Below are 19,633 nucleotides of genomic sequence, written 5' to 3' on the forward strand. Positions count from 1 at the left end.
ACCGCAGCGGCAACCTGCTCTCCCTCGACCCGCCCGACCACACCCGCCTGCGCCGGATGCTCACCCCGGAGTTCACGGTGCGGCGGATGCGCAGGCTCGAGCCCCGGATCGTCGAGATCGTCGACGCCCACCTCGACGCGCTCGAGCGCCGCGGCGGCCCGGTCGACCTGGTGTCGACCTACGCGCTGCCGATCCCGTCGCTGGTGATCTGCGAGCTGCTCGGCGTGCCGCCGGCCGACCGCGACGAGTTCCAGGAGCGCACCCGCCGCCAGCTCGACATGACGCTGTCCGCGTCGGAGAAGCAGGCCCACGGCGCCGAGGCGCTGGCGTACATGCAGGGCCTGGTCGCCGACGCCCGCCGCGACCCCGGCGAGGACCTGATCGGCATGCTCATCCGGGAGCACGACGAGAACCTGAGCAACGACGAGCTGGTCGGGATCGCCAACCTGCTCCTCGTCGCCGGGCACGAGACGACGTCGAACATGCTCGGCCTCGGCACGCTGGCCCTGCTGCGCCACCCGGGGCAGCTCGCGCTGGTCCGCGACGACGAGGACGCGGTCGGCCCGGCGGTGGAGGAGCTGCTGCGCTGGCTGTCCATCGTCAACAGCGGGTCGCCGCGCCTCGCGACCCGCGACGTCGAGCTGGGCGGGGTCACGATCCGCCGCGGCGACCTCGTCTCGTTCAACCTGCCCGCCGCCAACCGGGACCCGGAGGTGACCGACGACCCGGAACGTCTCGACGTCACCCGCCGCGTGACCGGCCACATGGGTTTCGGCCACGGGATCCACCACTGCCTCGGCGCCCCGCTGGCCCGGATGGAGATGCGGATCGCGTTCCCGGCCCTTCTCCGGCGCTTCCCGGACCTGCGCCTGGCCGTTCCCGACGAGGAGGTCCCGTTCGCCGTGGCGCACCCCATTCACGGGCTGGAGTCGCTGTCCGTGACCTGGTGACGGGTTGAGCCGTTCCCTCCCGGGTACGCGAGGTGTTCGCCCACCCCGAGGAGGAAGATCCTGTGAAGGCAGTGACCTGGCACGGCAAGAACGACGTCCGGGTGCAGAGCGTCCCGGACCCGCGGATCCAGGAGCCGACCGACGCCGTCATCCGGGTCACCACGACCAACATCTGCGGCTCGGACCTGCACCTCTACGAGACCCTCGGCCCGTTCATGGGCCAGGGTGACATCCTCGGCCACGAGCCGATGGGCATCGTGGAGGAGGTCGGCTCGGAGGTCACGAACGTGAAGGTCGGGGACCGGGTCGTGATCCCGTTCCAGATCGCGTGCGGGACGTGCTGGATGTGCGAGCGGGGCCTGCAGACCCAGTGCGAGGTCACCCAGGTCCGGGACCAGGGCATGGGCGCGGCGTTGTTCGGCTTCTCCAAGCTCTACGGCGAGGTGGCCGGCGGGCAGGCCGAGTACCTGCGGGTGCCGCAGGCCCAGTACGGCCCGATCGTCGTCCCGCACGAGCACTCCGACGACCGGTTCGTCTACCTCTCCGACGTGCTGCCGACCGCGTGGCAGTCGGTCGCCTACGCCGACATCCCGAAGGACGGCTCGGTGGCCGTGCTCGGTCTCGGGCCGATCGGGGAGATGGCGACCCGGATCGCGCAACACCAGGGAGCAGGCCAGGTGATCGCCGTCGACCTGGTGCCCGAGCGGATCGAACGCGCCCGCGCGCACGGGGTGCAGGTCGTCGACCTCAACCACACGAAGGACATCGGCGCCGCGATCCGCGACATGACCGACGGCCGCGGTGCGGACGCCGTCATCGACGCGGTCGGGATGGAGGCCCACGGGTCGCCGGTCGCCCGCGGCATCCAGCAGGTGGCGGGCATGCTCCCGCAGGCCGTCTCCGCGCCGATCATGAAGACCGCCGGCGTGGACCGCCTCGCCGCGCTGAACTCCGCGATCGACGTCGTCCGCCGCGGCGGCACGATCAGCGTGATCGGCGTCTACGGCGGTGTGGCCGACCCGATGCCGATGCTGACCCTGTTCGACAAGCAGATCCAGCTGCGGATGGGTCAGGCCAACGTCAAGCACTGGGTTCCCGAGATCCTGCCGTTGCTCACGGGCGCCGACGACCCGCTGGGCGTCGACACGTTCGCCACGCACCGCCTGCCGCTGTCCGAGGCCGCGCACGGCTACGACATCTTCCAGAAGAAGCAGGACGGTGCGATGAAGGTCGTGCTGACGCCCTGACCGGTTCTCCCGGCCGGTCCTCGCGAACGGACTGATGTGGACCTGCTCGACCTGATCTACGGGCTGGCCGGGGTCGGCGCGCTGCTGGCCGGGCTGCTCCCGCGCCTGCTCGCCGGACGCCCGCTGTCGCTGCCGATCGTGTTCCTCGGCCTCGGCATGGCGGCGTTCGCGGTGCTGCCGATGCTGCCCGACCCGGACCCGCTCGCCCACCCCGAGCTGGCCCTGCACCTGACCGAGATCGGCGTGATCGTGGCGTTGATGGGGGCGGGGCTGAAGCTGGACCGCCCGCTCGGGCGCCGGGCGTGGGCCTCGACGTGGCGGCTGCTGGCGCTGGCCATGCCGCTGACCATCGGCGCGATGGCGCTGCTGGGCTGGTGGTGGGCCGGGCTCGTGCCGGCCGCGGCGCTGCTGCTCGGCTCGTCGCTGGCCCCGACCGACCCGGTGCTGGCCTCGGACGTGCAGGTGGGGGAGCCGGGCGGGCACGCGGAGGGTGAGGACGAGGTCCGCTTCGCCCTCACCTCCGAGGCCGGGCTCAACGACGCCCTCGCGTTCCCGTTCGTCGCCGCCGCGATCGCCATGGCCACCGTCGGCGCGGCCCCCTCCGGATGGGTCGGCGGCTGGCTGCTCTCCGACGTGCTGTTCAAGATCGTGGTCGGTGCCGCGGGCGGGTTGCTCGTCGGCCGGGTGCTCGGGGTGCTGTTCTTCCGCAGCCGGACCGTGACGTTGCACCTGGCCTCGCACGCCGAGGGCTTCATCGCCCTCGCCGCGACGTTCCTGGCCTACGGACTCGCCGAGGTCGCCGGCGGCTACGGGTTCCTGGCCGTGTTCCTGTGCGCCCGATCGATCCGCGCCACCGAGCGCTCACACGAGTACCACCAGGTGCTGCACAACTTCGTCGAGCAGGTCGAACGGCTGCTCACCGTGCTGCTGCTGGTCCTGCTCGGCGGGGCGGTGGTCCGTGGCCTGCTGGTGCCCCTGACCTGGGAGGCGGCGGCGATCGCGGTCGCACTCGTGCTGCTGGTCCGGCCACTGGTCGCCCGGCTGTCGCTGTGGGGCGCACCCGGCACCGGGGGTGAGAAGACCGCGATCGCGATCTTCGGGATCCGCGGGATCGGCTCGTTCTACTACCTCGCCTACGCCACCACCCACGCCCCTTTCACCGGCGTCGAGCTGCTCTGGGCGACGACCGGACTGGTGGTGGTCGTCTCGGTCGCCGTGCACGGCGTCCTCGCGTCGCCGATCATGGAGCGGCTCGACCGGGGACGGGCCCCGGCCGGGGCCCACCCGGAGGGCGGGCCCGGCTGAGTCGACCGGGCGGCGTCAGAGCGAGGCGAGCACGTCGTAGCTCGACCCGTCCGCGGTCGCCATGTAGATCTGTTGCTCGACGTGTCGGCCGGTCAGGGCGACCTCGCCGCGGGGGCCGTGGTAGCGGGTGCCCTCCGCGACCTCGCAGATCCGGCCGATCCGGGCCGACCCGGCCCGGCGGACGAGGCCGGCAAGCAGCTGCATGCCCTCGTAGCACGACTCGCCGGGGCTGTTCAGCACCGGCGCGTCGGGCCCGAAGCGCTCGGTGTACCGGGCCCCGTACCGGAGACCGTCCTCGGTCGTGAGGGCCTCGAAGAAGCCGGCCGTGCTGAACACGTCGCGGCTGTCGCGCGCTCCGGACTCCAGCAGCATGGTCTCGTCCATGAGCGGTGTCAGGCGGGCGCACTGGACGTCGAGCCCGCGATCGGTGAACCAACGGTTGAACTCCACGCCGTCCCGGCCCACGAGCAGCATCAGGACGCCGTCGCACGCGCTGTGCTCGATCCGGCGCGAGACCTCGTCGAAGTCGGTGCTGCCCAGGTCGACGTAGGCCTCGTGGTCGATCCGGACCTCGCGGTGGTCCCGGGTGTAGCGCCGGACCGCGGCGGCGGAGTGGCGTGGCCAGCTGTAGTCGTTGCCGACGACGAACCAGCGGCGGACGCTGATCTCGCGGGCCATCCACTCGAGTGCCGGGTACAGCTGCGCGGCCGGGGTCTCGCCGGTGAGGAACAGTCCCGGGGTGGTCTCGCCGCCCTCGTAGAGGGCTGTGTAGATGTAGGGGACCCGCCCGGCGACCCGGCCTGCGAGAACCTCGCGCAGCGCGGACAGGTGCCATCCGACGACGGCGTCGGCACGGCCCGCCGTGATCAGTCGGTCCACCTCGTCGGCGACGGTGTGCGGGTCCGCGGCGCTGTCGACGATGCGCAGCCGGACCTCGCGGCCGAGCAGGCCACCGGCGTCGTTGATCTCCTCGGCGGCCAGCCGGGCGGAGAGCGTGCACGACGGTCCGTACATCTGCTCGGATCCTTGCAGGGGCACGACGAGCGCGACGGTGAAGGGGCGTTCCGGCAAACCCGCTCACCCCCACGCCCCGGTCCGGGCAGTCACGACACGGTCATGAACGGCAGCGCCTGCGCGGAGGCGGATATTCCTGCCGGTGAGCGCCGGGAATTGTCGGGGGTCGAACGTATATTCGACTCATGATGATGGGGCAGGTGGTTCCGGAGGGTCTGGCGGCGCTGCCGCCCGGCCCGGAACTCGCTGCGCTGCTCGACACGCTGACGCCTGCTCTGGTGCCCAACGACGACATCGGTGACGTGCTGGTGGCGCGGTCGCGGCAGCTCGCCCACGATCAGGCCCGGATGCTGGGTCTGCTCGCCGAGGTGGTCTGTCGGCTCCCGTTCGCGGGGCCCGGCGAGGTCCGCCGCGATGAGATCCCGGTGCCCTATGCCGCGGACGAGGTCCGGGCGGCGTTGGCCTGGACCCGGCGTGCGGCGGAGTCGGAGACCGACTTCGCCCACGTCCTGGTGCGCCGCCTGCCGCTGGTGTTCGCCGCCCTTGACGCCGGGGAGATCGACCGCGGCCGGGCATGGGTGTTCGTGCACCACCTCGGGGACCTCACCGACGCCCAGATCGAGACCGTGTGCGCCGCGGTGGTGCCGGTGGCCGGGCGGTTGACCACCGGGCAGCTCGGGGAGCGGCTGCGGCGGATGGTGCTCGAGCTCGATCCCGAGTACTACCAGCGCCGCTACCGCAAGTCCGTGCGGGAACGCCGGGTGATCTGTTATCTCGACGTCGACGGCACTGCCACCATCTCCGCGTCGGGTCTGCCGGCCGAGGAGGCCGCTGCCGCGATCGAGCGGGTCGAGGCCCTGGCCCGCGCCGCGCGCCGCCGCGGGCATCCCGGGACCCTGGACCAGATCCGCGCCGATCTGATCCTCGGTCTTCTCGACGGTTCCCTGTACACCCTGACCCGTGACCAGATCATCGACGCCCTGATCGGCCGCTACGTCGGCGGTGACCCCGGGTCCGACGGCACCGAGGTCACGAGCGAGATCGCGATCAGAGAGCCCTCGCGCGCCACGAGCGCCACGAGCGCCACCGCCGGCACCGTCGCCGAGACCGCCGAGACCGCCGAGACCGCCGAGACCGCCGAGACCGGCAACACCGCGGGCAGCGGCACACGTTGTCCTGTCGACACCGACGACAACACCGGCGGCAGCATCAGCGACGCCGACGCCGACGCCGACGCCGACGCCGACGCCGGTGCGGCCGGCGACGGCGAGGACCCGACCCGCGACGGGACCACGGTCGATGTCGTACCCGCGCAGGATCGCCCGCTCGCCCACCGGCCGCCACCGGACGATCAACGGGTCGGCGTGGAGATCCGGGCCCCGCTACCGACCCTGCTCGGACACGAGGAACGCGCCGGGGAGCTCCCCGGCCTCGGACCCGTCACCGCCGACACCGCTCGACGCACCGTCGCGCGACAACGACGCGCCCAGTGGCGGTGGGTCGTCGTCGACACCGACGGGCACCTCGTCTCCGAAGGCGTCACCCGCCGTCGGCCGGCCACGATGTCGCGGACCGGGCCGCGCGGCGGCATCGTCGAGCTCCAGATCACCGAGACCGACCTCGCCCGACTGGCCGCCGACCCCCAGGCGTGCGGCGAATGGGCCGGCGTGATCGCCGACATCGCCGCCCGACACCACGACCGGGACCCGGCAGAACACATCCGCGACCTCGACTCCGATCCCGACCGCCGCTTCCCCACCGCAGGGCAACGCCGCTACGTCGAGGTCCGAGACCGCACCTGCACCTTCCCCGGCTGCCGCGCCCCCGCGCACCGTGCAGATGCCGACCACACGGTCGATCACCACCGCGGCGGGCCGACTGTCACCGGCGACCTGTCACCTCTGTGCCGCCACGACCACATGGCCAAGACCGAAGGCGGATGGGAACTGCGTCAGCCCGAACCCGGCCGGTTCGTGTGGCGCAGCCCCCTGGGCCGGGAGTACCCGGTCACGCCCGAGCCGATCCTGCCGCCGCCCATCGACCACACCCCACGTGACCCGGACCCGTCCTTCGACGAACCCGCCCGCGACACCGACCACCCACTCGAACTCCCGGCCAGGGGCCGGGCCCCACCACACGACCCGCACGAACACCAGCCGCTCGAGCCCACCCGAGGCGACGAGCCGTCCCGGCGCGCCCGCGACCGGTCAGCCCACACCGGGCTCGGGGACGACCCTCCCCCATTCTGATCGGGAGTCGGCGCGGTGCGATCGATCAGCAGGTCCGCGCGGGCCCCGCCCCGAATCCGTCCCGGACCTTCCGGCACCGTCGATGTCGACGTATCCGGGGTCGACGTCGAGTTCCTCGCGGCGCAGCCGGCCGCCCAGCGGCTCTCCGGTGTGCTCCTCGGCCTGGGTGGTGTCCCAGGTCTCGAGGCCGCGGGGGTTCGTTCGGGGACCCGCCATCCAGCTCCGGCTGGACGCTCCCGTCCGGGGGAACCGGGGCGCACGACGGCCCGGGAGGGAAGACGCGGCCCGGGCAGGCGGTTGGGGGCCACGTGGACATCGATCTGAGTGGACGGACGGCCCTGGTCACGGGCTCGACACAGGGCATCGGGCACGCCATCGCGACCGCGCTGGCGGGTGCCGGCACCGAGGTGGTGGTCCGCAGTCGCTGCTGCAGCGGCTGATCGAGCCGGAGGAGATCGCCAACATGGTGACCTACCTCAGCTCCGACCTCGCGTCCGCGACGACGGGCGGGGCGCTGCGCGTCGACGGCGGGTACGTGGACTCGATCCTGCCCTGACCGCCGCCCGCCGGGACGGGCGCCGGGCGCTCAGCGCGGCGACCAGCCCAGCGCGGGGCCGAGCTTCGTCGCGATGTCGGTGAGGATCTGCTCGTAGTCGGCCGCGGCGAAGCTGAACGGCAGCGCGAACACGACCTCGGTGACGTCGCGGAACGCGGCGTGGGCGTAGAGCTTCTCGGCGATCTCGTCCGACGACCCGACCAGGTCCGGGGCGAACAGCAGCCGGGCCGGGCCCTGCGGGGCGGTGGTGCGGGGCGTCCGCGCCTCGACGTAGGCGGTGTAGCTCTCCCGCTGCTCGGCGGTCGCGCTGTCGGTCGGGATGACCACGAGCCCCTGGGAGACGCGCGCGGCGGCACCGTCGGGGTGGGCCTCGCGGAACGCCCGGATCTGGTCGTGCTGGATCGCGGCGAAGTCGGAGTCACCGGGGCCGGCGTCGGCAGGGGCCTTGACCACGCTGCTGGTCAGCAGGTTCAGGCCCTGCTCGCCGGCCCACCGGGCGGAGTTCAGGCTGGCTGCGCCGTACCAGATCCGGTCGGCCAGTCCCGGCGCGTGCGGCTGGACGTGGTCGGAGAACTCCTCGATGCCCTCGACGCCGGCGAACGTGCTGGCCCGGTCCCCGCGCACGAGGCGCACCAGCCGTTGCACCCGCTCGTAGCTGAGGTCCTCGGCGTCGGCGGTGTCCGGGTACAGGGCGTCGCGGACGTCGGCGAAGTGCATCGGCGGGCCCACGCTGACGCCGGGGTTCAGGCGCCCGCCGGACAGGACGTCGACGGTCGAGAGGTCCTCGGCGAGGCGCAGCGGGTTCTCCCAGCCCAGCGGCGTCACGGCGGTGCCGAACTCGATCCGGCTGGTGCGCTGCGACGCCGCGGCGAGCACCGCCACCGGCGAGGAGATGCCGTACTGCAGGTGCCGGTGCCGTAGCCAGGCGCTGTCGAACCCGAGACGCTCGCCGAGCTCGATCACCTCGAGTGTCGTCTCGTGCCCGGCGCGGGGGTCGTCACGTTCGAACGAGCCGATGGTGAGGAAGCCCAGCTTCGCGAGCGGGACGGACGGGGACGGCACGATGTTCCTCCGGTGCTGGGTCGGCGGGGTGGTCACCACCGACAACGTCATCGGAACCCGGCGGTATGCCGCGCCGGGGGCCAGGGCCACCGGGGTCACGGGAGGCGGTAGGTGTCCGGGCGCCGCCTCGAGGTGGTGCAGCACCGCGCGGGCGGCGCCGATCATCGCGGGCGGGTCCACCTCGGCCAGGGCCAGACCGCCCTTGGACCAGGTGCGCGCGAGCACCTCGCCGCCCGGGCCGACGACCTTGGCCCGGCCGAGGAAGTGCAGGGCGCCGTGGCGTCCGCTCTGGTTCGCCGAGAGCCACACGACCTGGTTCTCGGCCGCGCGGGACTGGTCGTAGAGGTCGAACAGCCGGGCCTGGCGGTCCTGGGCCATCCGCGGCGCACAGTTGGTCAGCGACGTCGGCCAGGCCGACAGGCAGGCGATCATCCCGGCGCCGTCGAGGGCCAGCGACCGTGCCGCCTCCGGGAACGTCTTGTCGTGGTCGATCAGCATGCCCATCCGCCCGGCCGGGGTGTCGAAGGCGTCGAAGCGGTCGCCGGAGCGGAACAGCCCGGCGACCCCGGCCGGGTGGTGGACCTTGCGGTGCCGCCCCAGCACCCCGTCGCCGGTGAGGCAGACCGCGGAGTTGTAGCGCACCGGCCCGTGACCGTCGGGCGGCCCGCCCTCGCAGTAACCCACGCAGACGACCATGTCACCGGCCAGGCGGGCCACCGAGCGGATCTCGTCGCCGTCCGGGTCGAGTGCCGGCGGCAACGAGCAGGGGTCGGGGTTACGCAGGTCGTCGAGGTAGCCGCCGAGAGCCCCGTCGGGCAGGGCCAGGACGGCGGCCCCGGCGTCGCGGGCGTGCGCGACGATCACGGCGATGCGGTCGAGGTCGAAGGCGACGTCGCGGGAGAAGCTGGCCGCCGCGGCGGCGAGGCGGACCACGTCGGTCAGGCGCCGGTGACGATCGGGGACGTGTAGCTGGCGGGCCGCATGTCGCGCAGGTGGCCCATGAACCGCCGGGCCGAGGTGACGGCGTCGTCGACGTCGACCGAGGCGACGGCCAGGCCGGCGCCGGTGCCGGTGGCGGCCAGCACGTCCCCGCCCGGGCCGACGACCTTCGCGTTGCCGACCAGGTGCATGTCGCCGAACGTCCCGGCCTGGTTGGCCGAGACCCAGACGATCTGGTTCTCCAGCGCGCGGGCCTGGTCGAACAGGTCGAACCGCTTGGCCCAGCGGTCCTCGGCGATCACCGGGGCGCGGTTCGTGGCGGACGCCGGCCAGGCCGACATGCACACCCCGATCTGCGCGCCGTCCAGCGCGATCGCGCGCGCGGCCTCCGGGAACGCCTTGTCGTAGCAGATCATCATGCCGATCCGGCCGACCGGAGTGTCGAAGGCGCCGAACCGCTCGCCCGCGGCGTAGGCGCTGTTCTCGTCGAGCGGCTGGTGCACCTTGCGGTGGTGCCCGAGCACGCCGTCGCCGGTCACCGCGACGCAGCTGTTGTAGGGCAGGCCGCCGCCGTCCGGGTCGCCGCGTTCGCAGTAGCCCGCGGTGACGACCATGTCGCCGGCGAGGCCGGCCAGGCGCCTGATCTCCGGCCCGTCGGCGTCGAGCTGGGGCGGCAGGTCGTCCGGGCCGCCGCCGTTGCCGGCGCGCAGAGACGACAGGTACCCGCCGAGGGCGGCCTCGGGCAGCGCGAGCAGCCCGACGTCGCGGGCGCGGGCGTCGGCGATGATCGACTCGATGCGGGCGAAGTCCTCGTCGAGGTCGCGGACGAAGCCGGCCGCGGCGGCGGCGAAGGTCGTGCTCGTCATGTCTGTCGTTCCCCTCCGGTTGCCGTGCCCATGCCGGTCACGGACCCGTGTACCGCGGTGGTGGTCTCGCCGTCGGGCCAGCGCAGGACGACGCCCGCGCCGGGGACGAGCTCGCCGCACTCCGCGGAGACGGCCGGTCCGGCGTCGGGCACCGGCGCGCCGGGCTCGTCCGCGCTGAGCAGCGCGAAGCCGGGGAAGCAGGTGAACCAGTCGCCGACGCTCGCGCCGGCCGGACGCGGCACCGACGCGACGTCCAGCACGGCGCCGGTGCCGGAGGCCTCGGCGAGCATGCCCAGCGTGCCGGCCAGACCCGCCATCGAGACGTCCTTCGCCGCGGCCGGGCGGTGCGCCGCGTCCGGGCCGATCGCGCCGACCATCGCGGCGAGCTCGGCGCGGCTGCGCGACGACGTCGAGTCCCACTGGCGCCCGTGGTAGCCCGGACGCCATCCGCCGCCGAGGTCGGCGGTGAGCCGGACCCTCTGCCCGGCCCGCCCGTCGCCGGCCGGGACCGGGTGCGGTGTCGTGCCGAGCGCGGTCAGCGACAGCGACGCCGGGACGTCGAGCTGGGTGTGCCCGCCGAGGATCGGGACGCCGTAGGCGGCGGCCGCCTCGCGCATCCCGGTCAGGATTCGGTGCGCGAACGAGGCGTCGCGCGCCCCGACCGCGTCGAGCAGCCCGACCGGGCGCGCGCCCATCGCGGCCAGGTCGTTGATGTTCACCAGGACCCCGCACCAGCCGGCCCACTCGGGGTCGCGCTCGACCATCGCCGGGACGATCGCGTCGCAGGCGGCGATGATGTCGCTGCCCGGCACGGGAGCGCCGTCGTCACCGACGAAGCCGTCCGGGCCCGGCGCCCCGCCGCCCGGTGCCCCTGATCCCGGTGCCCCTGATCCCAGTGCCCCGAGCAGGGCGCCGAGCGGTGCCTTGGTCACGTCCACCAGCTTCTGGATCCTCCCGACCGGCCACCGCATGCGGACGTGCGGTCGTCCTGCGGCTGTCGTGTCCCGGATCCGGTGCCAGCCCAGGCGACGGAACAGCGACTCGTTGGCCGGCTGCACGTCGGCCTCGAACCGCAGGACGCCCGCGGCCTCGGCGCGGGCGCAGGCGGCCCGGATCAGGGCGGCGCCGACCCGCGCACCGGCCCGGCGCCGTGCTCCCGGCGCGACGACGAGCCGGCTGCCGCACCACCAGCCGAGGTCGGCGGTGGCGGCGTCGGCCGGCGCGAGCCGCACCCCGCCGAGGAGCTCGCCGTCGTGGTCGTGGGCGAGCAGCACGAGGGCGCGCGGGTCGTCGTCGTGGTCGTCGTGGTCGGCGCCCGCGTGCCCGGCGAACAGGCCCTGCTCGTCGACGAACACCGCGCGGCGCAGCGACCGGTAGGCCGCGACCATCGGGTCGTGCCCGTCGGCGGCGCGGGCCTCGGTGATCGCGAGCGTGTCGGCGCCACCGCGTGGGCGGCCGCCGAGCAGCTCGTCGGCGACCCAGCGAGGGGCCGGTGTGGTGCGGCGGGGACCGAGGATCGTCACCGCGCTCAGCCCCCGACCGCGGACAGCGCGCTGCAGGCACCGCACGCGGCGCAGCCGGCCGCCTGGTCGGACCCGCGCATCCCGGCCGCCTGCAGGGTCTTGGCCACCCGCGCGGTGACGTCGGCGAGCAGGTCCGGGTCCGGCGCCGGGTCCCCGTCGGCGAACGCGAGGGTGCCCGGGATCGGGCGGTAGGGGACGACGAACGGGTAGACGCCGCGCTCGATCAGCTCCGCGGCGCCGGTGACGAGCTCGTCCGGGTCCTCGCCGAGGCCGACGATCAGGTAGGTGGACACGGCGCTGCGCCCGAACAGGCGCACCGACTCGTCCCAGGCCGCCCGGTACTGCGACAGCGCGACGGTGGCCTTGCCGGGCATCCAGCGGCGCCGGACGTCGTCGTCGAGGGACTCGACGTGGATGCCGATCGCGTCGGCGCCGGCGTCCCGGAGCTCGGTCAGGGCGGCGAGGTCGTCCGGGGCGGGCGGCTCGCACTGCACCTGGACCGGCAGGTCCGGCACGGCGGCCTTGACCGCGCGGACGCAGCGGGCGAGGTGCCGGGCGCCGCGGTCGCGGCCGTTGCTGGTGCCGGTGGTCAGCACCATCTGCCGGACCCCGTCCAGGCGGACGGCGGCCTCGGCCACCTCGGCGAGCTGCGCGGGTGTCTTGACGGCCGTGGTCGCGCCGCTGTCCAGGGACTGCTCGATGGCGCAGAACCGGCACCGGTCGTCCTCGCCGTAGCGCACGCAGGTCTGCACGACGGTCGTGGCGAGCACGTCGTTGCCATGCAGGCGGGCGATCTTCTCGTAGGAGACGCCGTCGGCGGTGTGCAGGTCGTAGAAGGCGGGGCGGTCGACGGTGTCGACGGCGACGCCCATGTCGGTGACGCCGCCGTCGACCTCACGCCGGACGAGCCGCCCGTCGCGCAGGCGGTACGGGCTGGCGTCGACGATCGGGACGGTGGTCCGCAGGCCGTCGACGAGCACGTGCCCGTCGGCCGACGGCCCCGCGCCGCCGGGGCGGCGCAGCGGGATGACCGAGCCGAGGTCGGTCACGCCGCGGGGAGGGTCGATCGCCACACCGCGAACGGCCATCTCGGCACGGGCGTGCAGTCCGAGCTCGGTTACCTGGCTGGACGGAGGGGACATGCGGGAGACCTCCACGGTGTGCTGGGCCGGACGGCGGGAGGTCCGGGCCGGGCGCACGCGCACCGGTCCCGGACCGGCGCTGCTCAGAGCTGGTAGGTCGAGTTGATGATCGCGCCCTTGCGCGCGTAGTGGATGAGGGCGTCCTGGACGTCGAGCGGGTGGGTCGGGATGACGCCTTCGATGAGGTCCTCCTCGCGCGCACCGTGCAGGGAGAGGCCGAAGCGGCAGCAGTAGACCTTGCCGCCCTCGCCGAGGAATGTCTTGAGCTGGTCGTTGATGTTGTGCTCGCCGGGGAACGCCGACGTGCCGGTGGTCGGGAACCCGCGGGTGGCCAGGCAGTTCAGCGACCCCGGCCCGTAGAAGTACATGGCCGACTCGAAGCCCTTGCGCAGCGCGCGGGTGGCCTGCAGCACGGCCACGAAGCTCACCGATGACTCGTGCGCGATCCCGTGCACCAGGGTGAAGTAGGACTCCCCGTTCTCCGCCTGCAGATCCGGGAAGACCTTGGTGCCGCCGTAGATGCTCGACCCCTCGGGAAGGGACGGGTGCGGGATCTCCTCGAGGCTCTTCTTCTCGATGTCGGAAAGCTCAACGCTGGTCATGCTCGTCTCCTCAGGAGTTCGGGGTGGGACGGGGCGGCCCCAAGAACACCAAGGAATCATTTCCGTCGTGTTGCGACGGAACTACGTCGGATGGTCGGGATTCGCCGAGGGTCATCAGGTGATGACGTAACAATGCACAACGTGTTGTTGGTTCGCGGGTAACCGGCCGGAAACACATTCGGAGAAACGTCGGGTTCTTCCGCGACGAATTGCTCTGAAGAGGAGAACGGCGATGACCTCGACGACGGGCACGGCGCACAGGACGGTCCCGGCTGACCTGTCGGGCGAACACCGACCGGCGATCGTGATCGGCGGCGGACAGGCCGGCCTGTCGATGAGCCGGTGTCTCGACAGACGCGGCGTCGACCATCTCGTCCTCGAGCGCGACACCGTCGCGAGCTCCTGGAAGAACCACCGGTGGGACACGTTCTGCCTGGTGACCCCGAACTGGCAGTGCCGGCTCCCGGACTTCCCCTACGCCGGGGACGACCCGCACGGGTTCATGGTCCGCTCGGAGATCGTCGACTACCTCGAGGCCTACCGGGCGTTCGTGGACCCGCCGCTGCTCGAGGGCGTCGCCGTCACCGGGCTGACCCGCGACGGCCGCGGCACCTTCCACCTGAGCACCTCGGCCGGGGACTGCACGGCCGACCAGGTCGTGGTGGCCACCGGCGGCTACCACACGCCGATCACCCCGCCGATGTCTCAGCCGCTGCCGCCGGAGATCACGCAGGTGCAGTCGCAGGACTACCGCTGCGGCGCGGCGCTGCCCCCGGGCGAGGTCCTGGTCGTCGGGTCCGGGCAGTCCGGTGCGCAGATCGCCGAGGACCTGCACCTGGAGGGCCGCCGGGTGCACCTGGTGGTCGGGGAGGCGCCGCGGGTGGCCCGGTTCTACCGGGGCCGCGACGTCACCGACTGGCTCGACGAGATGGGCTACTACCGGATGCCGGTCACCGAGCACCCGCGCCGTGAGGCCGTCCGGGCGCAGGCCAACCACTACGTCACCGGCCGCGACGGCGGACGCGACATCGACCTGCGCGCGCACGCCGCCGCGGGCATGCGCCTCTACGGCCTGATGACCGACCACCGCGACGGCACCCTGCACTTCGCGCCGAACCTCACCGAGTCGCTCGACCACGCCGACGAGGTCAGCGAGTCGATCAAGGACACGATCGACAAGTTCGTCACCGCCCAGGGCGTCGACGCCCCGGAGGAGGAGCGCTACACCCCGGTGTGGCGGCCCGCGGGGGAGACCACCGAGCTGGCCCTGGCCGACACCGGGATCACGTCGGTCGTCTGGTGCATCGGCTTCCGCCAGGACTTCCGCTGGGTCGACGTCCCGGTGTTCAACGGGCGCGGCGCGCCGGCGCACCGCCGCGGCACCACCGACGTGCCCGGCCTGTACTTCCTCGGCCTGGCCTGGCAGTGGACCTGGGGGTCGGGCCGCTTCTCCGGCGTCGGGCAGGACGCCGAGTTCCTCGCCGAGCGGATCGGGTCGCAGCGCGGCCTGACCTCCACCGGCGGGCGCGGCGACGTCTGCAACGTGCTCGCGCTGGGCTCCTGAACGGCGCGGACCCCGGTCCGGGCGACGGTGGTCACAGTTCGCCGGCGAGCACGGGAACCCGATTCCGAGGATGCTTGGGGACAACACCGCGCGGGCCGATGAGCGGCGCCGCCTCCGGGACAGGATCTCGTGTGCGCCAGAAGATCTCGATAGCCGCGGTGGTCGTGGCCGCGCTGGTCGCGTTCGTCGGCCTGGTCGGGGCCGCGTTGTGGTTCTACCCGCCCATGGACTCGGCGAGCGCGTCCGGGGGCACGGTGTCCGAGCAGCAGGCCGGTGACCTCGCCGACGCGGCCCGCTTCCGGCAGCAGGCATTCGCCGACCGCGCGCGGCCCTGGCCTCCTGCGAGCGGGCACAGGCCACCGCTTTCGACGGGCTCGCCGCGCACCTGGCCGGGAGCGGGAGCTCGTTCGCGACCGCCCGGTTCACCGACCAGGACCCCCGGGGCCTGACCTACCTCTCGGCCGACGTCCTCGACGCCGCCGGCTCGGTGAAGGCGCTCGCGCCGGTGTGGGTCTACGGCGGGGCCGGCTACGCCGGTCTGTCGCCGGCGGCGGACCGCCTCTCCACCCGCCTGCCCGACGCCGGGACGCAGTACGGCGCGAGCGCCCAGGACGCCGCAGCGGTCCGCGTCGCCACCTGCGCCGAGGCCGCCCGCCGCCTGTCGACGGCCGGGTGAGCGTCGACCGTCCCGGCAGGTCCCCCGCTCCGTCCGGTCGTAGCCTGGAGCCATGACCGTCGCCGTCGGGACATCGTTCACGTTCGACAACACCTACGTGCGCGAGCTGGAAGGGCTCTACCAGCCGTGGACCGCCGCGCCCGCCCCCGCCCCGCGCCTGGTGGCGCTGAACGAGGAGCTGGCCGCCGAGCTGGGCCTCGACGCCGGCGCGCTGCGCTCGCCCGAGGGGGTCGACGTCCTGGTGGGCAACACCGTGCCCGGCGGTGCGCAGCCGGTGGCGCAGGTGTACTCCGGGCACCAGTTCGGCAACTACTCCCCGCGCCTCGGGGACGGCCGCGCCCTGCTGCTCGGCGAGCTGCACGACCGGTCCGGGAACCGCCGGGACCTGCACCTGAAGGGCTCCGGGCGCACCCCGTTCGCCCGGGGCGGGGACGGCAAGGCGCCGCTGGGGCCGATGCTGCGCGAGTACGTGATCGGCGAGGCGATGCACGCGCTCGGCATCCCGACCACGCGCGCACTGGCCGTCGTCGCGACCGGCGAGGACGTCGCGCGCGACCGGCTGCTCCCGGGGGCGGTGCTGTCCCGGGTCGCGTCGAGCCACCTGCGGGTCGGCACGTTCCAGTACACCGCGGCGCTCGGCGACCCCGCGCAGGACGACACGGCGTTGCTGCGCCGCCTGGCCGACCACGCGATCGCCCGGCACCACCCGGACGCGGCCGCGGCCGCGAACCCGTACCTGACGTTGTTCGAGCGCGTCCTCGACACCCAGGCCTCGCTGGTCGCGCGCTGGATGCTCGTCGGGTTCGTGCACGGCGTCATGAACACCGACAACATGACGATCTCCGGCGAGACGATCGACTACGGCCCCTGCGCGTTCCTCGACGTCTACGACCCGGCCACCGTGTTCAGCTCCATCGACGAGGCCGGTCGCTACGCCTTCGGCAACCAGCCGCGCGTCGCGCAGTGGAACCTGGCCCGCCTGGCCGAGGCCCTGCTCCCGCTCATCGACACCGACCAGGACGCCGCCGTCGCCGCGGCCACCGAGGTGCTCACGTCGTTCCAGGAGCGCTACGACCGCTACTGGCGTGACGGCATGCGGGCCAAGCTGGGCCTCACCGGAGCGCCCGGCCGGACCGACCCATTGATCGACGACCTGCCCGCGCTGCTGGCGGCGCAGCGCGTCGACTTCACCGCGTTCCACCGGTCCCTGTCCTCGGCCGTGCGCGGCGACGACGCGCCGATGCGGTCGCTGCTCACCGACCCGTCCGCCCTCGACGAGTGGACCTCCCGCTGGAAGGCGGCGCTCGCGACCGCGGGCGAGCCCGGCGCGGTCGCCGACGCGATGGACCGCGTCAACCCCGTCTACATCCCGCGCAACCAGCACGTCGAGGAGGCGCTGACCGCGGCGACCGCGGGCGACACGGCACCGTTCGAGCGGCTCCTCGACGTGCTCGCCCACCCGTTCGACGAGCGTCCGGGCCTCGAGGCCTACGCGGCACCCGCCCCGCCGGAGTTCGGGTCGTACACGACGTTCTGCGGCACCTGACCTGCGGCGAGATGCGGCCCATCGCGAATTGTCGATCGGACGACACTGAGCGGCATGTCGGCGGACGACCGTCGAGGACAGGCTCGGAGACCGATGCGAGGACAGCGATGAGCACGACAGCGATGAGCGCCGTGACCACCGGGCGGCGGACGGTCGAGGGTGGCAGGGCGTGCCCGCACGCGCGCCTGGACGCACCGCAGGGCGCGGTCGTCGGGCACGCGCTGTTCGCGCACTGCCTCACCGGCGACGACGGCCGCGCCGCCGGTGAGATCGCCCGCACGCTGGCGTGGCAGGGGATCGGAGTGCTGCGGGTCGAGTCGACCGGGCTCGGCGGGTCCGGCGGCGACACCACCGGCACGTCGTTCTCCGACACGTCGTTCGCCGGCGACGTCGAGGACCTGGTGCGCGCCGCGGACCGGATGCGCGAGGCCGGGCGGGCGCCGTCGCTGCTGGTCGGCCATTGCCTCGGCGGCGCCGCGGTGCTGGCCGCGGCCGCCCGGATCCCGGAGGTACGCGCCGTCGCCACGATCGGCGCGCCGCTGCCGCCCTCCGACCGGGCCGACGGCGCCCCCGCGCCGCTGCGGGGCCGGCTCGCGGAGCTGACCGTCCCGCTGCTGCTCCTGCACGCCCCGGACGACGCGGTCGTCGATGCCGGGCAGGCCCGCCGGATCGCCGACGCGGTCGGCCCGACCGCCTCGGTCGTCGCGCTGCAGGGGGCCGACCACCCGCTGAGCCGCCCGGCCGACGCCCGCTGGGCGGCGACCATGATCGCCGGTTGGGCCGCGCGCTTCCTGACCGCCGCGGAGCCGGAGAGCCGCCCGGGGGCCGGTCACGGCCGCGGGCGACCCGAACCGGGCACGGTCGTCGTGTCCGCGGGCGACGCGCGACCCTACGGCCAGGACGTCGCCACCGACCTCCTGCACTGGAGCGCCGACGAACCGGTCTCGGCCGGCGGCGCGGGCTCCGGCCCGGACCCCTACCAGCTGCTGCTGTCCTCCCTCGGCGCGTGCACGGCGATCACCCTGCGGATGTACGCCGACCGGGCCGGACTGCCGCTCGACGACGCGACGGTCACCCTGACCCACGACCGCCTGCACGCCCGGGACTGCGCCGAGTGCGAGACCTCGACCGGGCACGTGGACCGGATCGTGCGCGAGATCCACCTGGAGGGCGACCTCGACGACGCGCAACGGGCGAAGCTGCTCGCGATCGCCGACCGCTGCCCGGTCCACCGGACGCTGACCTCGGAGATCGTGATCGAGACCGACGAGGTCTGACCCGCCCTATCAGGACCGGGGGCCGGCCTGATCGGCGAGCAGGCGCGCGGCCTCGCGCACCTGCGCCTCGGTCGTCCACCGGCCCAGCGACAGCCGCACCGCGGCGTTCGCGCGCTCCGGGGACAGGCCCATCGCGAGCAGGACCTCCGACGGCGCGTCGACGCCCTCATGGCAGGCCGACCCGGTCGCGGCCGCGACCCGGGGCACGGCCGCGAGCAGCGCCCGGCTCCGGACGCCGTCGATGCTGACGTTGAGCGTGCCGGGCAGGCGGTGCTCCGGATGGCCGTTGAGCGACACACGGCCGGGCAGCAGCCGCTCCAGCTCGCGGTGCAGCAGGTCGCGCAGGCCGGCCAGTCCCCATGTGCCCGCGGCCAGCTCGGCGCCGGCCAGCTCGGCGGCCCGGCCGAGGGCGGCGGCGAACGCGACGTTCTCGGTGCCGGCGCGCCGGCCGTCCTCCTGCCCGCCGCCGTGCACGGTCGGGGTCAGGGCGACCCCGTCGCGGACGTAGAGCGCGCCGACCCCCTTCGGCGCGTACATCTTGTGGCCCACCACGGTCAGCAGGTCGACCCCGAGCTCGTCGACGTCGATCGGGACCTTGCCGACGGCCTGCGCCCCGTCGGTGTGGAACAGCGCGCCGTGCGCGTGGGCGACCGCGGCCAGCTCGCGGATCGGCTGCAGGGTGCCGGTCTCGCTGTTGCCGTAGGCGATCGACACCAGCGCGGTCCCGGCGCCGATCGACTCCTCCAGGCGGGCCGGGTCCACCCGGCCGTGCCCGTCGACCGGCAGCCGGGTGACGGTGACGCCGTCGGCCTCGAGGCTCCGGCACGCCCGCAGGACGGCCGGGTGCTCGGTCGCCACGGTGATCACCTGACGCTTCCCGGCGGGCGCGGCCGTGACGGTGCCCCGGACGGCGAGCGTGTCCGACTCGGACCCGCCGCCGGTGAACACGATCTCGCCGTCCCGGGCACCGAGCAGCGCGGCCACCCGGGCACGGGCGAGTGCCACGGCCTCGCGTGGGGCGGTCCCGAAGTAATGGCTCGAGGACGGGTTGCCGAAGTGGGCCCCGAGATAGGGCAGCGCCGCCTCGAGCACCGCCGGGTCGACCGGCGTCGTCG

General features: G+C 73.9%; 17 protein-coding genes and 2 pseudogenes. 11 read left to right on the forward strand and 8 right to left on the reverse strand.

Annotated features, from left to right (window positions below; all coding sequences use genetic code 11):
- The 3 genes from I4I78_RS15375 to I4I78_RS15385 all read left to right on the forward strand — a co-directional run.
- On the forward strand, positions 1–950 hold a 950-nt coding region (locus I4I78_RS15375; RefSeq protein ID WP_218612007.1), incomplete at its 5' end, for a cytochrome P450.
- 62 nt (positions 951–1,012) lie between these two features.
- Positions 1,013–2,197, forward strand: a complete 1,185-nt coding sequence (locus I4I78_RS15380) for a zinc-dependent alcohol dehydrogenase (RefSeq protein ID WP_218612008.1) — start codon at positions 1,013–1,015, stop codon at positions 2,195–2,197.
- A gap of 36 nt (positions 2,198–2,233) precedes the next feature.
- Positions 2,234–3,502, forward strand: coding sequence for a sodium:proton antiporter (locus I4I78_RS15385; protein WP_218612009.1), 1,269 nt, complete (start codon positions 2,234–2,236; stop codon positions 3,500–3,502).
- A gap of 15 nt (positions 3,503–3,517) precedes the next feature.
- Here I4I78_RS15385 and I4I78_RS15390 read toward each other — a convergent pair whose 3' ends face one another.
- A complete protein-coding gene (locus I4I78_RS15390) occupies positions 3,518–4,573 on the reverse strand; it encodes a substrate-binding domain-containing protein (protein ID WP_226379779.1) in 1,056 nt (351 codons plus the stop codon).
- 128 nt (positions 4,574–4,701) lie between these two features.
- Between I4I78_RS15390 and I4I78_RS15395 the strand changes: the two genes are divergently transcribed.
- From I4I78_RS15395 to I4I78_RS15405, 3 genes and pseudogenes are all read left to right on the forward strand, one after another.
- On the forward strand, positions 4,702–6,765 hold the full coding sequence (locus I4I78_RS15395; protein WP_218612011.1) for an HNH endonuclease signature motif containing protein: 2,064 nt from the start codon (positions 4,702–4,704) through the stop codon (positions 6,763–6,765).
- 308 nt (positions 6,766–7,073) lie between these two features.
- Positions 7,074–7,205 carry an SDR family NAD(P)-dependent oxidoreductase gene (locus I4I78_RS15400; protein WP_218612023.1) on the forward strand — a complete coding sequence of 44 codons (132 nt, stop codon included), beginning with the start codon at positions 7,074–7,076 and terminating at the stop codon, positions 7,203–7,205.
- Positions 7,181–7,321: pseudogene (locus tag I4I78_RS15405) on the forward strand (SDR family oxidoreductase); the annotation flags it as partial. The gene I4I78_RS15400 and the pseudogene I4I78_RS15405, both read left to right, overlap by 25 nt.
- A gap of 30 nt (positions 7,322–7,351) precedes the next feature.
- On the opposite strand, the gene I4I78_RS15410 reads toward I4I78_RS15405, so the two are convergent.
- The 6 genes and pseudogenes from I4I78_RS15410 to I4I78_RS15435 form a co-directional block, all read right to left on the reverse strand.
- Positions 7,352–8,383, reverse strand: coding sequence for an LLM class flavin-dependent oxidoreductase (locus tag I4I78_RS15410; RefSeq protein WP_308252133.1), 1,032 nt, complete (start codon positions 8,381–8,383; stop codon positions 7,352–7,354).
- 95 nt (positions 8,384–8,478) lie between these two features.
- Positions 8,479–9,316 (reverse strand): annotated as a pseudogene (locus I4I78_RS15415) (carbon-nitrogen hydrolase family protein).
- Between the two features lie 5 nt (positions 9,317–9,321).
- The gene (locus I4I78_RS15420) at positions 9,322–10,188 is read right to left on the reverse strand and encodes a carbon-nitrogen hydrolase family protein (RefSeq protein ID WP_218612012.1); all 867 of its coding nucleotides are present in this window, start codon (positions 10,186–10,188) and stop codon (positions 9,322–9,324) included.
- The gene (locus tag I4I78_RS15425; RefSeq protein WP_308252132.1) at positions 10,185–11,711 is read right to left on the reverse strand and encodes an MSMEG_0567/sll0787 family protein; all 1,527 of its coding nucleotides are present in this window, start codon (positions 11,709–11,711) and stop codon (positions 10,185–10,187) included. The genes I4I78_RS15420 and I4I78_RS15425 overlap by 4 nt, the downstream gene beginning before the upstream one ends.
- A gap of 5 nt (positions 11,712–11,716) precedes the next feature.
- Positions 11,717–12,853 (reverse strand): MSMEG_0568 family radical SAM protein, encoded by a 1,137-nt coding sequence (locus tag I4I78_RS15430; protein ID WP_226379780.1) that lies wholly within the window; start codon positions 12,851–12,853, stop codon positions 11,717–11,719.
- A gap of 83 nt (positions 12,854–12,936) precedes the next feature.
- Positions 12,937–13,455 (reverse strand): MSMEG_0572/Sll0783 family nitrogen starvation response protein, encoded by a 519-nt coding sequence (locus tag I4I78_RS15435; RefSeq protein WP_218612013.1) that lies wholly within the window; start codon positions 13,453–13,455, stop codon positions 12,937–12,939.
- 232 nt (positions 13,456–13,687) lie between these two features.
- Here I4I78_RS15435 and I4I78_RS15440 point away from each other — a divergent pair, with 232 nt between their 5' ends.
- From I4I78_RS15440 to I4I78_RS15460, 5 genes are all read left to right on the forward strand, one after another.
- Positions 13,688–15,019: an MSMEG_0569 family flavin-dependent oxidoreductase gene (locus I4I78_RS15440; RefSeq protein WP_218612014.1), complete on the forward strand. Its 1,332-nt coding sequence runs from the start codon at positions 13,688–13,690 to the stop codon at positions 15,017–15,019.
- A gap of 131 nt (positions 15,020–15,150) precedes the next feature.
- Positions 15,151–15,468: a hypothetical protein gene (locus I4I78_RS15445; RefSeq protein WP_218612015.1), complete on the forward strand. Its 318-nt coding sequence runs from the start codon at positions 15,151–15,153 to the stop codon at positions 15,466–15,468.
- A gap of 38 nt (positions 15,469–15,506) precedes the next feature.
- Positions 15,507–15,695: a hypothetical protein gene (locus I4I78_RS15450; protein WP_218612016.1), complete on the forward strand. Its 189-nt coding sequence runs from the start codon at positions 15,507–15,509 to the stop codon at positions 15,693–15,695.
- Between the two features lie 52 nt (positions 15,696–15,747).
- Entirely contained in the window at positions 15,748–17,241 is a 1,494-nt protein-coding gene (locus I4I78_RS15455) for a YdiU family protein (RefSeq protein WP_218612017.1), read from the forward strand.
- 107 nt (positions 17,242–17,348) lie between these two features.
- A complete protein-coding gene (locus I4I78_RS15460; protein ID WP_218612018.1) occupies positions 17,349–18,518 on the forward strand; it encodes an OsmC family protein in 1,170 nt (389 codons plus the stop codon).
- Between the two features lie 9 nt (positions 18,519–18,527).
- On the opposite strand, the gene I4I78_RS15465 is transcribed toward I4I78_RS15460, so the two are convergent.
- On the reverse strand, positions 18,528–19,633 hold a 1,106-nt coding region (locus I4I78_RS15465; RefSeq protein WP_218612019.1), incomplete at its 5' end, for a cysteine desulfurase family protein.

The organism is Pseudonocardia sp. KRD291, assembly GCF_019263595.1.
Lineage (GTDB): Bacteria > Actinomycetota > Actinomycetes > Mycobacteriales > Pseudonocardiaceae > Pseudonocardia.